The organism is Bacillus sp. FJAT-27986, from assembly GCF_001685035.1.
Classification (GTDB): domain Bacteria; phylum Bacillota; class Bacilli; order Bacillales; family Pradoshiaceae; genus Pradoshia.
Genome location: NZ_MAYV01000018.1, coordinates 170,286 through 185,677, shown reverse-complemented (window position 1 = coordinate 185,677; position 15,392 = coordinate 170,286). Strand labels below are relative to the sequence as shown.

The 15,392-nt window shown below is 37.7% G+C and carries 12 protein-coding genes; 7 read left to right on the top strand and 5 right to left on the bottom strand.

Features of this window, described 5'->3' with window-relative positions:
* Positions 1–116 precede the first annotated feature (116 nt).
* Together A8L44_RS16615 and murC are read left to right on the top strand one after the other, a co-directional pair.
* Entirely contained in the window at positions 117–3,185 is a 3,069-nt protein-coding gene (locus A8L44_RS16615) for a DNA translocase FtsK (RefSeq protein WP_066109070.1), read from the top strand.
* 317 nt (positions 3,186–3,502) lie between these two features.
* On the top strand, positions 3,503–4,804 hold the full coding sequence (gene murC, locus A8L44_RS16610; RefSeq protein WP_066109068.1) for a UDP-N-acetylmuramate--L-alanine ligase: 1,302 nt from the start codon (positions 3,503–3,505) through the stop codon (positions 4,802–4,804).
* Between the two features lie 56 nt (positions 4,805–4,860).
* On the opposite strand, the gene A8L44_RS16605 is transcribed toward murC, so the two are convergent.
* Entirely contained in the window at positions 4,861–5,976 is a 1,116-nt protein-coding gene (locus A8L44_RS16605) for an aminopeptidase (RefSeq protein WP_066109065.1), read from the bottom strand.
* 164 nt (positions 5,977–6,140) lie between these two features.
* Between A8L44_RS16605 and A8L44_RS16600 the strand changes: the two genes are divergently transcribed.
* Genes A8L44_RS16600 through ytxJ form a run of 3 tightly spaced genes read left to right on the top strand, consistent with a single transcriptional unit; the run spans position 6,141 to position 7,740 of the window.
* On the top strand, positions 6,141–6,644 hold the full coding sequence (locus tag A8L44_RS16600) for a DUF948 domain-containing protein (RefSeq protein ID WP_066109062.1): 504 nt from the start codon (positions 6,141–6,143) through the stop codon (positions 6,642–6,644).
* Between the two features lie 28 nt (positions 6,645–6,672).
* Positions 6,673–7,377 carry a YtxH domain-containing protein gene (locus tag A8L44_RS16595; protein WP_066109059.1) on the top strand — a complete coding sequence of 235 codons (705 nt, stop codon included), beginning with the start codon at positions 6,673–6,675 and terminating at the stop codon, positions 7,375–7,377.
* A gap of 36 nt (positions 7,378–7,413) precedes the next feature.
* Positions 7,414–7,740, top strand: coding sequence for a bacillithiol system redox-active protein YtxJ (gene ytxJ / locus A8L44_RS16590; protein ID WP_066109056.1), 327 nt, complete (start codon positions 7,414–7,416; stop codon positions 7,738–7,740).
* 27 nt (positions 7,741–7,767) lie between these two features.
* Here ytxJ and A8L44_RS16585 read toward each other — a convergent pair whose 3' ends face one another.
* Positions 7,768–9,939, bottom strand: coding sequence for a cell division protein FtsA (locus tag A8L44_RS16585; RefSeq protein WP_077248183.1), 2,172 nt, complete (start codon positions 9,937–9,939; stop codon positions 7,768–7,770).
* Between the two features lie 203 nt (positions 9,940–10,142).
* On the opposite strand from A8L44_RS16585, the gene A8L44_RS16580 reads away from it, so the two are divergent.
* Positions 10,143–11,228: a bifunctional 3-deoxy-7-phosphoheptulonate synthase/chorismate mutase gene (locus A8L44_RS16580; protein ID WP_066109050.1), complete on the top strand. Its 1,086-nt coding sequence runs from the start codon at positions 10,143–10,145 to the stop codon at positions 11,226–11,228.
* 301 nt (positions 11,229–11,529) lie between these two features.
* Positions 11,530–12,528, top strand: coding sequence for a catabolite control protein A (gene ccpA, locus A8L44_RS16575; protein WP_066109047.1), 999 nt, complete (start codon positions 11,530–11,532; stop codon positions 12,526–12,528).
* Positions 12,529–12,712: 184 nt separating this feature from the next.
* Here ccpA and A8L44_RS16570 read toward each other — a convergent pair whose 3' ends face one another.
* From A8L44_RS16570 to A8L44_RS16560, 3 genes are read right to left on the bottom strand one after another with little or no spacing between them, the layout of a single operon-like run.
* A complete protein-coding gene (locus A8L44_RS16570; protein ID WP_066109044.1) occupies positions 12,713–13,861 on the bottom strand; it encodes an acetoin utilization protein AcuC in 1,149 nt (382 codons plus the stop codon).
* Positions 13,858–14,505 carry an acetoin utilization AcuB family protein gene (locus A8L44_RS16565; RefSeq protein WP_066109041.1) on the bottom strand — a complete coding sequence of 216 codons (648 nt, stop codon included), beginning with the start codon at positions 14,503–14,505 and terminating at the stop codon, positions 13,858–13,860. The genes A8L44_RS16570 and A8L44_RS16565 overlap by 4 nt, the downstream gene beginning before the upstream one ends.
* A gap of 28 nt (positions 14,506–14,533) precedes the next feature.
* Positions 14,534–15,166 (bottom strand): GNAT family N-acetyltransferase, encoded by a 633-nt coding sequence (locus A8L44_RS16560; protein WP_066109036.1) that lies wholly within the window; start codon positions 15,164–15,166, stop codon positions 14,534–14,536.
* Positions 15,167–15,392 lie beyond the last annotated feature (226 nt).

Sequence of the window (15,392 nt, the reverse complement as noted above, 5' to 3'; positions counted from 1 at the left end):
TATAATAGGAAATTGATACCATTTACAAGGAATATGTCTTAAATGAGTAAATTTTTTGATAAAATAGATACTTGTAATACTAATTTATAACAACCATAGAAAGTGTGAGGAAGGCTATGAGCTTTTTCAAAAAAATCATTGATTGGTTCTATGAGGATGTAGAAGAGGAAGTAGAAGTAGAACCTCGTAATAGCCATGAAAACATTCAAAAAAAACCTAAACAAGTAAAAAGACAAAAAGAAAATCAAATTGAAATTGAAGCAAGAATTCAATATAGATACCCAAAGGATAATTTCAAATTCCCATTAATCTCAGATGAAGAGTTAATAAGATTAAAAGAACAAAAAAAGAAGCAAAATGAGTTGGGTGTGAAGAAGGAAGTGCACGTGAGGAGATTTGAGAAATCCCCGGCTGCTGTTCCTAAATTGAAAGTGTCTAATCAAAGAATAATACCTAAGCCAGAACCAAAACAGAACGAAGTTGTTCCGAATAAAAAGCCGTTTAGAAGAACAGAAATACCTTCGCCTATTTATGGATTTCAAAATCGACAGGCCGGCACTAAAAATCAAAAAACAGTCGAATACGAATTACCACCTGAAACGACCTTAGATTCCGTTCTTGCTTTAATGCATGGAAAGAAAGTGAATCCACCGAGTGTCAATCAAGAACCATCATTTGAAATGGAAAGACAGAATGAGCTGCCGCTGAATCCCGATTTCAAGCATTCAGATGAAGAGATAAAAGAGGAACAGCAAAAAGTCTCGACTAATGATGGAAATAGACATACGGAGGATATCGAGAGTGTGATTGCTCCGCTATTACCGGATACTGTTTCAGCAGAAGATACAGAGGTTGCAGCCACAAGTGAAATAGCATGGAATCCAGTCAGCGAGAATCAGATAATAGAGGAAATGAATGAAGCAATTTTGAACGCTGATTACGAAGATGAAATAACTCAAGAAGAAGGAATCGTGGAAGAAGATACGCTGATCATGCACTCTGGCTCACAGATGGAGCAGGAGGAATTTCAGTCGATTCCAATGATTCATCAGAATCTTGACGAACAAGCTGATGATGAAAATTTGGAGAACAACTTTGGATTACAACCGGAGGAACCAGTTGAAGATTACTACCATTCCCCTTCAGGCAGTGAGGTATATGAGGATATTGAGGAAGCTGATTCTGATATGGAGGAAGACCAACCATACAAGAGAGATGAAATTCAGCAAGCTCATGATTTAATCACGCAGACCCATGATTCTGTAATGAATATAGAAGAAAATCATCAGGTAAGCGGAAATGATGAGAAAAATATAGACATCAGTCACAATGAGAAAAATGGGCAGGATATCATTTTGCTTGACGGAACTGAGGATGAGTTTTCAATCAAGGACATTCAAACGAATGAGCCAGTTTCGAATGAATCTATAGCTTCGTTCGAAACGCAGTCAATCGATCGAACTAATGGTTTGGAGAAATCCGCGCAACTGGATGATACGGAGAACCATATAGATAGAGAAGTCTCTTTATCAGAGCCGAACAGTCCAATGGAAGCAACAGTGACAAGCGATGCTATGGATGAAGAAGAGAGACGAAAAATAGAAAGAGAAAAGCGCATTAGGGAGCGCAGAAAACACATTCCTTTTAACGTTTTAATGCTTAAGAATGATAAAGATCATATTGCAGCAAATCGCAATCAAAAAACGATTGCCGGCAAAGAGGAAAAGCCTTCGGAGCAACCTAAAAAAAAACTGAATGATTCCTATCAATATCCGGATATTTCAATTTTGAAGCCACGAGTGGACATTAGAGAAGATGCTGATTGGCTTGCAGAACAAGCAGCATTGCTAGATGATACACTTGAACAATTCAATGTTAAGGCTAGAGTACATACGTATTCTCAAGGACCTTCTGTAACAAGATTTGAGGTTCAGCCGGATCCTGGTGTTAAGGTTAGTAAAATCACAAATTTAAATGATGATCTAAAACTAAGCCTGGCTGCTAAAGATATTCGTATAGAAGCACCGATTCCCGGGAAACGAATGATTGGAATTGAAATTCCCAATATAAATACACGTCCTGTTTATCTGCGTGAGGTTTTGGAGGAAAAAGTTTTTGCTGAGAATACCTCACCGCTTTCAGTGGCAGTTGGGTTGGACATTTCAGGAAACCCGATTGTAACAGATTTAAAGAAAATGCCGCATGGTTTGGTGGCAGGCTCTACAGGTTCTGGAAAAAGTGTATTTATTAACTCTGTTTTAATCAGTTTATTATATAAATCACACCCATCTGATGTCAGACTCTTATTAATTGATCCGAAAATGGTTGAACTTGCGCCATATAACAATATTCCGCATTTGGCAGCACCGGTTATTACTGATGTAAAAGCTGCAACAGCTGCACTGAAATGGGCAGTAGAAGAGATGGAACGGAGATATGAGTTGTTTGCCCATTCAGGAGTGAGAGATATTGTCAGATATAATGAAAAGGCACTATCATCCGGGCAAATGGAGCATAAGCTGCCTTATTTAGTTATCGTGATTGATGAGCTGGCTGATTTAATGATGATGTCTCCTGCTGACGTAGAGGAAGCGATCTGCCGTATTGCGCAGAAAGCCAGAGCATGCGGGATTCATTTACTGGTGGCAACACAAAGACCATCTGTAGATGTCATTACCGGGTTAATCAAAGCAAATATTCCTACAAGAATTGCTTTTTCCGTTTCTTCACAGGTAGATTCACGTACGATTTTGGACCAAAGTGGAGCTGAAAAATTACTTGGACGGGGAGATATGCTGTTTTTGGAAAATGGAACTTCTAAAACAGTTCGCCTGCAGGGAACTTTTGTAACTGATGATGAGATTGAGGATGTCGTAAAACATGTAATGGCTCAGGCTAAACCGTCCTTTATGTTTGAGCCAAATGAATTGGTAAAAACAAGTGAACATATAGAAGAAAAGGATGAACTCTATTACGAAGTGTGTGAATTTGCGGTTGAGATGGGAGGAGCATCCATATCCAGTCTGCAAAGGCGCTTTAGGATTGGTTATAACAGGGCAGCGAGGCTGATTGATATGCTGGAGAAAGAAGGTATTTTATCAGAATCAAAAGGAAGTAAACCTCGTGATGTGCTTATATCTGAATCTGATTTAGAGGCTATACATGAATCTCAATCCCCTTTTTGAACAGAGGAAAAATTTTTGTATAATAATTTAATTATGAGTATTTCTCAGAAAAGGTAATACTATATTTATGAGAAAATCAGTTAGAAAAATTGTACGAAATCGATTTATAGGTTTATAATCATACAAGTTATATCTTTAACGCAATGAAGATATTGATTGCATGTGCTCGTTATAATAGTAATCTAACTGGTTTTAAATACTTATATTGTTTCAATTAGTAAAGCCTAAACAGGCATAGCAGGCAAATTGCAATTAGCAAAAAAAAGAGACCGTCATATACTGTTTTACAGCATTGACGTATGTTGGAGGTTCATTCTATGACAGTTTATCACTTCGTAGGTATAAAAGGATCCGGGATGAGCGCGTTAGCCCAAATCCTAAATGATATGGGATATCAGGTACAGGGTTCAGATTATGAAAAAAGATTTTTTACCCAAATCGCACTTGAAAATGCCGGTATAAAAATATTGCCATTTAATAAAGAAAATATTAAACCAGGTATGACAATCATTGCAGGAAATGCTTTTCCTGATAGTCATGATGAGATTGTTCAAGCTTTAGAACTTGGTTTGCCAGTCATTCGCTATCCACGATTTCTTGGAGATTTCCTTAAAAAGTTCGTGAGCATAGCTGTTACAGGCGCGCATGGAAAAACATCGACTACCGGCTTAATGTCTCATGTAATCAGCGGAGCTGAGCCAACGTCATTTTTAATTGGAGATGGAACGGGTAAGGGAGAAGCAGATTCTAAATACTTTGTATTCGAAGCTTGCGAATACCGAAGACACTTTTTATCCTACGATCCGGATTATGCCATTATGACCAATATTGATTTTGACCATCCGGATTATTTTGCAAATCTTGATGATGTGTTCTCTGCCTTTCAAGAGATGGCACTGCAAGTAAATAAAGGAATTATTGCCTGTGGTGATGATGAGCAGCTACAAAAAATCCAGGCGAAAGTACCGGTCATATTTTATGGGTTTAACGAAGAAAATGATTTCCAGGCTAAAAATATTGTCACTTCAGAAGCTGGAACTACATTCGATGTGCATGTAAGAAATAATTATTATGAGACATTTACGATTCCAATGTTTGGGCGCCATACAGTTTTAAATGCGCTAGCTGTTATTGCACTTTGTCAATATGAGGATATTGATGTGGAGATCATTAAGGAACGCCTAATGTCATTTACTGGCGTTAAGAGACGTTTCTCTGAAAAACAACTTGATCATCAAATCTTAATTGATGATTATGCCCATCATCCAACAGAGATAAAGGCAACAATTGATTCAGCTCGACAAAAGTATCCTGATCGGGAGATTGTAGCTGTATTTCAGCCGCATACCTTCTCTAGAACTCAGAAGTTTTTGGATGATTTTGCTGAAAGCTTAAAAGAAGCAGATAAAGTATACTTATGTGAAATTTTCGGATCAGCAAGAGAGTTGAATGGGAAATTAACAGTTAAAGATCTTTGTAATAAGGTGGACGGTGCTCAAATTATTCAGGAGGAAGATCCGTCTATCCTTAAAAATCATCACAATGGTGTATTATTATTTATGGGTGCTGGAGATATTCAAAAAGTGCAAGCAGCCTATGAGAGCTTTATAACGAAATAAATGCACATAAAGACCCTTCGAGAGTAATCAGTAAGTACTCTTGAAGGGTTTTTTATTTATTTTAGATTTTCAGGATTTAATTTCTCTAATTCTGGGAGAACGAATCTGCCGTCTTTTCTAATTAGTCGATCATCAAAATATATTTCGCCGCCTCCATAATCTTTACGTTGGATATTAACCAAATCCCAATGAATGCTGGAGTGATTACCATTTGGCGCCTCATCATAGCTTTGACCCGGTGTAAAGTGAAAGCTTCCATCAATTTTTTCATCAAATAGAATATCCTGCATTGGATTGGTTATATATGGATTAACCCCTATCGCAAATTCGCCGATATAACGTGCGCCTTCATCACTATCAAATACCTTATTGATTCTTTCTGTGTCATTCGCTGTTGCCTTAACGATTTTTCCGTTTTCGAATGTTAGACATACATTTTCATATGTAAATCCCTGATATGGAGATGGGGTATTATACGTAATGGTGCCATTTACAGAATCACGTACAGGTGCGGTATACACTTCACCATCTGGGATATTACGCTCCCCTGCACATTTAATGGCAGGAATGCCTTTAATAGAAAAATGTAAATCTGTTCCTGGACCTGTAATGCGTACTTTGTCCGTTTGATTCATTAACTCGACTAGGCTGTCCATCGCCTCAGACATTTTGGCATAATCAAGATTACATACATTAAAATAAAAATCTTCAAATCCTTCTGTACTCATTTTTGCCAGCTGAGCCATTGAATTGGTTGGGTAACGAAGGACCACCCATTTCGTTTTTGGAACGCGGATGTCTCTATGTACTTTATTTTGTACGGTCTGTCCATAGATTTTCATTTTATTAGCAGGGACATCAGAATGTTCTGAAATATTATCGCCTGCACGAAGACCTATGTATGCATCCATTTTACTCATAACCTGTGATTCAAATTCGGCGATTAATCTATAGTGTTCTTCAGTTGCACCTAATAGTAACTGTCTTTCAATGGTTTGATCCTTTGTTGAAACGAATGGATATCCACCTGCCTCATATGCTTCACTTACCAATGCTTTAACCAATTCTGGTTGTATACCGAAATTTTCTATAAGTACTTTTTCACCTTTTTGTAATTTTACAGAATAGTTAATTAGATTATGAGCTAATTGCTGAATTCTTGGATCCCTCATAAAAAAAATCTCCTTTCATCTCTAAACTTTAATTTAATTGTATCTTACTTTAGTAATAATATTAAGGTGGAAGGAACATTGTGGATCAGAATAAATTCCTATATAGTTTAAATAAGGAGATAAAGGGTAAAAACTAATTATAATTTAGAGATGGAGTGAAGACGATGGAAATTATCTTATATTTAAGCGTGGCATTGATTGCCATAGCGTTCCTGGTTCTTGTTATTTATCTTTCAAGAACATTAAAATCCCTTCAAACAACAATGGAGAGTGTATCTAGCACATTAACAGGCCTAGAAACTCAGATGCAAGGCATAACAACCGAGACAACACTGCTGCTACATAAGACGAATGCTTTGGCTGAAGATATTCAGCATAAATCTGAGAATCTAAATACGGTTGTTGATGCAGTTAAAGGTGTGGGAGGATCGATTCAACGTGTGAATCAAACCATTGACCAGATTACAAACCGAGTTCAATTAGCAGCGAGTCAAAATGACGAAAAAATTACCCAAGTAGTTCAATGGGGAAATGCATGCATTGAGCTTGTGAATAAGTGGAAAAAGCATAAAGCTGAACAGAGTACAGCAATCTATACCGAATCTGAAGCAGGCAGAGATGTTACTTTACCTTCACAAGAAACCAGATATCAACGTTCTCAATCTTAATCAACCATAAAAAAGGAGATGTTTAAGAATGAATAATAAAAATGATAATTTTAATCAAGATAATGGTATGTCAACAAAAGATTTTGTAGTAGGAGCAATAGTAGGCGGGCTTGTTGGAGCAGCTACTGCACTGTTTTTAGCACCTAAGTCCGGTAAAGAACTTCGTCATGATTTATCTGAACAAGGCAGCGTTTTAATGGAAAAAGGAACTCCATTGATTGAAAAGGGTTCTGCTTTAAAACAAACGGCTACAGAAAAGGGATCTGCTTTAAAACAAACAGCCACTGAAAAAGGAATTGCTCTAAAACAAACAGCTCAAGAAAAAGGAACAGAATGGATTTCTGTCGCAAGAGAAAAAGGTGCACCATTAACAGAAGCGGTTAAGAAAAAGTTTGGAAGCACGACAAATGAAGAAAGCAACAGTCAATCATCTGATACAAAGGAAAATCAAACAGATAAGAAGATGGATAGTAATGTTGTAGTTGATTCCCCAGATGACGTTTATGTTGGAGAAGAAAACATAGACAGTAAAAATACTGCTAAAGAAGAAACGTATGCTTCTGAAAAAACTGGTTTCAATTCTACAGCCAGCGGAAATACATCTTCAGGTAAAACACCGTCCAATAGCTCGAATAATACAATAAAAGTTGATTTAGGTTCTAATTCTTCTAATTCAACTGGAAATAAAAATAATTCAGCAACCAATTCGAAAAACACAACGAATAAAAAATAAAAGTGGTTTGGAATAAACACAAATGGGGGGATATGGATGAAAAAGATTACTAACGAAGAGGAATTACAGCAACTTTTAGAGCATGATGTTTTTCTGCTTCTGAAGCATAGCCTTACATGTCCAATTAGTGGTGCAGCTTTTGATGAGTATTCCCAGTTTGTCGCTGAGCATCCTGCTATAGCTACAGCTTATCTAGCTGTACAGGAAGCCAAACCACTATCAGAGCATGTTCGAGATTTAACCGGAATTAAACATGAGTCACCGCAAGCTATATTATTTAAAAATAGTGAGGCTGTGTGGAATACATCTCATGGAAGAATTACAGCACAAAATCTAGAACAGGCACTTAAAGAATATATCTAAATAGAAACCGGTAAGGAATTTAATTCCTTACCGGTTTACTTTGGTCGGATAATTCTGTGAGTTGAACCAAACAATTTCAAGTTGATCACCATCTTGGATTTCATTGTAAAATGTGACTTCCTGTTTATTCCGCATAAGGTGAAAGCCGCCCGGATTATTCTTGGGAAGTTCTATTTCTATGTACCGAAATAGATCCTGGAATATAAAAGCGGATTCTTTATTAAAGTTTATTTTTAGTTGCTCCCCGTTAAAAAGGATATCTGTATCACTTAAGGACTTATCTTCTCGATAGACTGTATAGCTGTTATTTGTCAACGTAAGTGGTTGACCATTAAACGTAACAGATATTTGATTAATCTCTTCAGCCTTATAGACACCTATTAAATCTTTGACTGTGATTGCTTTTCTACGAACTAAGGTGAGGCGATCATGATCGGCTATCCGATGGTTAAAAGATACACCTTTTCCGTTAACATATATGGCACCTGAAAACGAGACGAAGCTTTCCAGCCGGCCATTGATAACTAGATTAAACGGGACAAGTTCGTCCAGTATAGAATTCAAGCCAGCGAACAATAGTGCATCCTGCACAGTCTCTGGCATTTTAAAAGCAATCCGATCACCATCATGAATATCTTCGTGGCCATCAGCAGGAAAACCATTCATAAATAGGGTACAAGGAATTTCATATTTCTCTTCGTTTATATAAATCTCCCTCATAGGCAGTTCATCAAGTAATTCTCTTAATATCACAGATGTTTCAGAACCGTCTTTTCCCTTATCTATCCATAGCTGATCTCCAGGGGTTAATGGGGAATCAAGAGAGCAAGACACATTATTTCTTTTGATTTGCGGAGGCTCCCCGTGTGTACCTGGTATGGTAATATTTCTGCCGTTAATACTAACAATCTTCGCATTTCCAGGTTTACCGTATAGCTTTGTTAAATGAAGTCCTGCTGCAAGCAAGGCATCTCCTATAGTCAGTTGCTTAAGATCAAATAAACGAACTGGGGTCCCATTTACTTCAACAGAAACATAATGAATTGGATTAACATCTGATGAAATGGCTATTCCAATGGGCGTAACGAGTTCGGGCCCTTTAATGTAATCTGACTCAATCACTAAATTTTTGATAGCGTCTATTCCGCGTATAGCAACTCTATTGGCAGGCAGATTTAATTTCTTTGCCAAAATATCTGGTAAGCGCGGTGTTAAGCTACCTCCGCCAATAAGCATAACGGCTTGCGGAGGCTTAGCATTATTCAGTTGCAAAATTTCTCGGCTAATGGAATCTGCTAATTTTTCAATGGCGGGATAGATGGCTGTAATCATTTCTTCTTTTGGGATCTCTGATTCGAAACCAAGAATATCACTGATTTTGACAAACTCCTGTTCATTTATGGATCTCTTGGTATCTTCCGCATTCGGGAAATCAAGTAAATACTGATCACTGATTTCCTCTGTTATCTCATCTCCAGCAACAGGGACCATTCCGTAGGCAATAACGGTTCGTTCATCTGTAATCGCTATATCAGAAGTACCAGCTCCAATGTCAACAAGGCATACGTTGAGCCTTCTCATAGAGGGTGGAATAAGGACATGAATTGCAGCAATTGGTTCAAGAGTAAGTGCTTCTAGCTCAAGATTTACTCTTTTGAGTGCAGCAAACAGTGATTCAACGACCACTCGCGGCAGAAAAGTAGCGATAATTTCTGCTTCTGCTTCATCCCCTTTTTGGTCAAGTAAATTTCCGATTTCCTGGCCATCAAGATAGTAATGGAGAACAGAATAGCCTACACAATAATAATGATAATTACTTTGGATGTCTTCTTTTTCAGCTACCTGAAACTGTGCTTGTTGTACAGCAGCTAATTCCAGATGAATGCGGTCATCGGCAGACAGGAGAGGCTTGCCGGATATGGGAATAGATGATCTCCCAATCTCTGTACGCAAAGCACGTCCTGCAGCTGCTACACATACTTTAGTAAGAGGACCGTGCTTTTTTTCAAGTGTAAGCTTAATATCGAGTATAACGTTGGAAACAGCTACGACATCATGAATCTGGCCATCCAGCATGGCACGCTCAGTATGTTCTCTAATGATGACGTCTGTAACGACATATTGATCGAGGCGTATTTCTAATATGATTCCTACAACTGAGCGAGTGCCAATATCGAGAGCAAAAATTTTTTTGGTCAAGAATTCGTCTCTCCTTTTATGCTTTAACACTTAAAAGCGGTTTATTGATAAAGGTTTAATAGTGACAATACCGAATTAATCCGTTATAATAGTTTCAATTATATACTGAAATGTAAAATATTTTACTAAATGATTTAGAAATTTTTAAAATATATGAAACCCAGGCTAAAACATGCAATGCAGAACAGAGAGGATGAGTGATATTGAGTAATATGGAACTGGATGTATTAAGAGAACAACTGGATAATTTGAATTTGCAATTATTAAAGCTTATTAACGAACGAGGAAAAGTTGTACAACAAATCGGTGAATTAAAAGGTAAGCAAAGCCAGTATCGTTTTGATCCTGTTAGAGAAAGAGAAATGCTTAATACACTTATCCAAAATAATGATGGTCCATTTGAAAAATCAACCATTGAACATATTTTCAAGGAAATATTTAAAGCAAGCCTTGAACTACAGGAAGATGATCATCGTAAAGCATTGCTTGTTTCCCGTAAAAAGCATCCTGATGATACTATAATTGATTTGAAGGGTGAGAAAGTGGGAAATGGACAACCGTCCTTTGTGTTTGGCCCATGTGCGGTAGAATCCTATGAACAAGTAGCGACTGTAGCAAAAGCTGTTAAGGATAAAGGATATAAATTACTTCGAGGCGGAGCTTATAAACCGAGAACATCCCCTTATGATTTCCAAGGGTTGGGTGAAGAAGGATTAAAAATCCTGAAAAGGGTTGCTGATGAATTCGATTTGGCTGTTATAAGCGAAATTGTAAACCCGGCGGATATTGAGACTGCGGTTAAGTATATTGATGTGATCCAGATTGGTGCTCGTAATATGCAGAACTTTGAGTTGTTAAAAGCAGCGGGAGCGGTCAATAAACCCGTTCTGCTAAAAAGAGGGCTGGCAGCGACAATTGAAGAGTTCATTAACGCAGCTGAATATATAATGGCGCAGGGAAATGGAAATATCATATTATGTGAACGCGGAATTCGTACGTATGAAAAAGCTACACGGAATACATTGGATATTTCAGCTGTACCTATACTGAAAAAGGAAACGCATTTACCGGTAATGGTGGATGTTACGCATTCGACTGGCCGAAGAGATCTGCTAATTCCAACTGCTAAAGCTGCATTGGCAATCGGTGCTGATGGGGTTATGGCTGAAGTTCATCCGGATCCGGCAGTTGCTCTTTCCGATTCCGCACAACAGATGGATCTAAACCAATTTGATACGTTTGTAAACGAGATTAATCAATTTACCAAGCAGACAGGTATCAGAATTTAATAAATATGGAGTTGCTATTTGGCAACTCTTTTTCATTTTTCTCCAATAGATTAACGAATCAATAGTCCCTGAATTTTTCAGTGGAATTTTTATAATTTATTATTCAAATGCTATCATTTTAAAGAAGTACTGAGTTAGTCTTAGTGAAAATTGGATTTGTTATGTATACAATAGTAAGAAAATAGATAAAGTGTTTATTTGCACGAATTTAGAGGGTAGAGTATTATTATAATAACATACTAAATGGTACTTAATTGAATACTATTAGGATTAGAATAGAGAAATTTGGGCGGTGTAAAAAATGAATATTACAATTTATGATGTAGCTCGTGAAGCAAATGTTTCCATGGCAACTGTATCACGTGTTGTCAATGGTAATCCAAACGTTAAACCGGCAACACGTAAAAAAGTAAATGAAGTAATTGAAAGACTTGGCTACAGACCGAATGCTGTGGCACGCGGATTAGCAAGTAAGAAAACAACAACAGTCGGAGTTATTATCCCAGATATCTCCAGTATCTTCTATGCTGAATTAGCAAGAGGGATTGAAGATATTGCCACCATGTATAAATATAATATTATTTTAAGTAACTCGGATTCAAATGAAGAAAAAGAAAGCCGACTAATCCAAACGATGCTTGGCAAACAAGTCGATGGACTTGTCTTTATGAGTTCAAATATTACGGATGAGCATATTGAAGAATTCAAGAAATCACCGGTTCCTGTTGTATTGGCAGGTACAATTGAAGATTCTGCTCAAATTCCATCTGTGAATATTGATTATGAACAAGCAGTGATGGATGCGATTAAATCTTTTGCTGATCGTGGACATAAGAATATTGCCATGGTATCAGGATCTTTTCAAAATGCAATTATAGAGAAAAAAATGGTGCCGGGATACCGAAAAGCATTGGAGGCAGCTAATATTCCTTATAATGAAGAATATCTAGTAGAAACAGATGCATCCTATGATGACGGAATCGAAGCCTTGAACCAGCTAATGGAATTGGATAATAAACCGACAGCTATTTTTGTATGTTCAGATGAGGCAGCTCTTGGTATCATTCATGCAGCACAAGATAAAGGTATCTCCATACCGGAGGATCTTGAAGTAATCAGTTCGGATAGCACGAGATTATCTTTAATGGTGCGACCTCGCCTAACGTCGGTTGTTCAGCCATTATATGATATTGGTGCTGTTTCCATGCGCTTGCTGACAAAGCTTATGAACAAAGAAGAGGTAGATGAATCCTCTGTAATTCTGCCGTACAGAATTGAAGAGAGAGATTCAACAAAATAAAAAATAAAAAAAGCTGAGCCATTTTGTGAATAGTTCTACAAATGGTTCAGCTTTTTATTTTAGTAAAACAGGTAGTATACATTATATCCAGTCCTCATCTTTTTAGTGTGTAACTTGGTGTCTGTGACCAGTTATATAAGAAATTTAAATAATCAGGTATTTGAAATTCAGCAGATTCATCGGGTTAGGATAGAATCGTGTATAATGCCTTTTCTAGAGTTTTTGCATTTTTTTCAGTAATCTCAGCCTTACGTGGGATGGGCTTGTACATATCAGGTGGATCTTCCCATGTAGTGGGTAATGTAACGGGTGCTAATGCTGACCAATGATTGACCCAATCAACAGGCAACTCACCTGAACAATTCGAATTATTAGTCATTTCTAGCCATATTAGGGACCAGGCACGCGGAACCACTCTCCAGATATCATATCCACCGCCACCAACTGCTATCCACTTACCTTGACAGTACTGGTGTGCAAGCTTATGGGCCAGTTTTGGGATGGATTGATAGATTGCAGTGGTAGCAGAAAGGTGCGTTAATGGATCATAGTAATGAGCGTCAGCGCCGTTTTGAGTTAAAATAACGTCTGGGCGAAAAAATTCTATGACAGATTTAAAGGATTTTTCATAGCACTCGAGCCATGATTCATCCTCCGTAAAGGCATCGAGGGGGATATTAAATGAATAACCATATCCTTTTCCATTTCCACGTTCAGTAATATTGCCAGTTCCAGGGAATAGGTAGCGACCTGTTTCGTGAATGGACAGTGTACAAACAGAAGGATCATCATAAAAAGTCCACTGAACACCATCTCCATGATGGGCATCCGTATCTACGTAGAGAACTCTGGCATTATATTTTTTTTGCATATATTTAATGGCAACAGAGCTGTCATTATAGATACAGAATCCGGAGGCTTTCCCTCTAAAGCCATGATGCAAACCACCGCCCAGGTTTATGGCATGCTGAGCACGCCCTTCCATTACTTCATCAACGGCAGTCAATGTTCCTCCCACAAGCCAGGCGCTTGCCTCATGCATTCCAGAGAAAATGGGGGTGTCTTCGGTCCCAATTCCATAATTTAATGCTTTATCCTGGTCAAGCTTTCCTTGTCCGGCTAATCTAATCGCACTGATGTAATCGGGATCATGCACCAGGCTTAATTCCTCATCTGTTGCCATTCGTGGTTTGATGCAGTCATCCTCTTTCAGGGCATTCATTTTATTTAATAAGTCTACTGTTATTTGCAGCCGTTTTTGGTTAAAAGGATGGTTATCATTAAATTTGTAGGAAAGTAAATCGGTTGAATAAACAAATGAGGCTTCCTTCATAGAGTGCTCTCCGGTATATCTGGCCATAATACCTCATATCCGGATGACCGTAGGCCCTGTACGATTTTCAGCGGGTTCATTGTTTGAATCCTTAGTACCAAGACTTTAAATGCCGGGTCTTCTTTATATGGATAAATGAAAATGCTATTTACATTGGAATTGTGGCCTTTGATGACTTCGGCTATTTCACTGAGCGTACCTGATTTATTAGTGACCTTCACCTCTATTTGGGATGCAGGCTGATTTGAGCCAGTAAGTTCTACATATGTATGCAGAAGATCTGTTTCAGTAATAATCCCGACTAATTTGTTGTCGCTGATCACAGGCATACAAGATATCTTTTGTTCATAGAATACAAATGCAATCTCTTCAACGAAATCAAGTGGGTGTGCTGTATAAATATCGGTAATCATGATATCGCTTATTGGCTTTAGAAGGTCTTCCTTATATTCATCAAGATGGAAGATAGATGGAGTTGCAGAGCGGATATCGACATCACATAACAGGCCGATTAACCGTTGTTCATCATCTACTATTGGTATATGCCTGATTTTTTTTTGTTTTACTAAATCAATTGCCTGCTGGAGTGTAGCATTTTTTTGAAGCGTAATAACATCCTTGATCATGATATCCTCAATAATCACAAGTAGCCCTCCTCAAAAATCAGTTCGTTCAATACATATATCGATTCATGAATCGTAATTGATCGAATTTTTGAATACTCTCTTTTTTAACGTTTTTCCCGATTCTGGCCATTAAACAATTGGCTGGATGGGAGCAAATTTCAGGGTCATCAGTGGCATACCATTCCAAGCCACCGGCACTCATCATTTTCTCCATCATTTTTCGATATTCCCATACATTTAATCCGCTGCCTTTTAAATCCCAATGCCAATAATATTCTGTGGTAATAATAATGTAATTTTCCATCCACTCATCCATCATAGCCACGCGGATCAAGTTTTTCCCGACCGCACATCCGCGATATTCACGGATTACTTCAATAGCACCCAATTCCAGTAAGTCATCCATTTTCCCTTCAGACCATCTTTCAAGAGGATCTGGGTATAAATAAGTGACATATCCGACAATGACATCGCCGGCCCTCGCAATAATAATTCGGCCTTCAGGAAGGCTGCTGATTTGAATTAAAGCCTTATGCTGCTTCTCAGGAACCCTAAAGGCAACGAGACCCTCATGAAATTCAAGATTTTCTAATTGATCTCGAGATACCGGGCCCTCGATAACTAACGGCCCACATGGGGTTTGCAATTCCTTCAAATTATACGTTTTTTTATGCTCCATCCATACACCACCCAGGTCACATTTTAAAGCTATTATACAGCACTTTAAATCCATAAATGCTTCATGATATGAACTTTTTAAGTCATATGTAGTGGAAATTAAGAAGCTTACTGGCATAATTATCTTAAACACTTAATGGGGATGTTATCTTAAAAACACTACAATTATAAAAATTGTAACATATTAGTGTAACTTATTAAATATTTTAAAAATTGAGATAAAATGG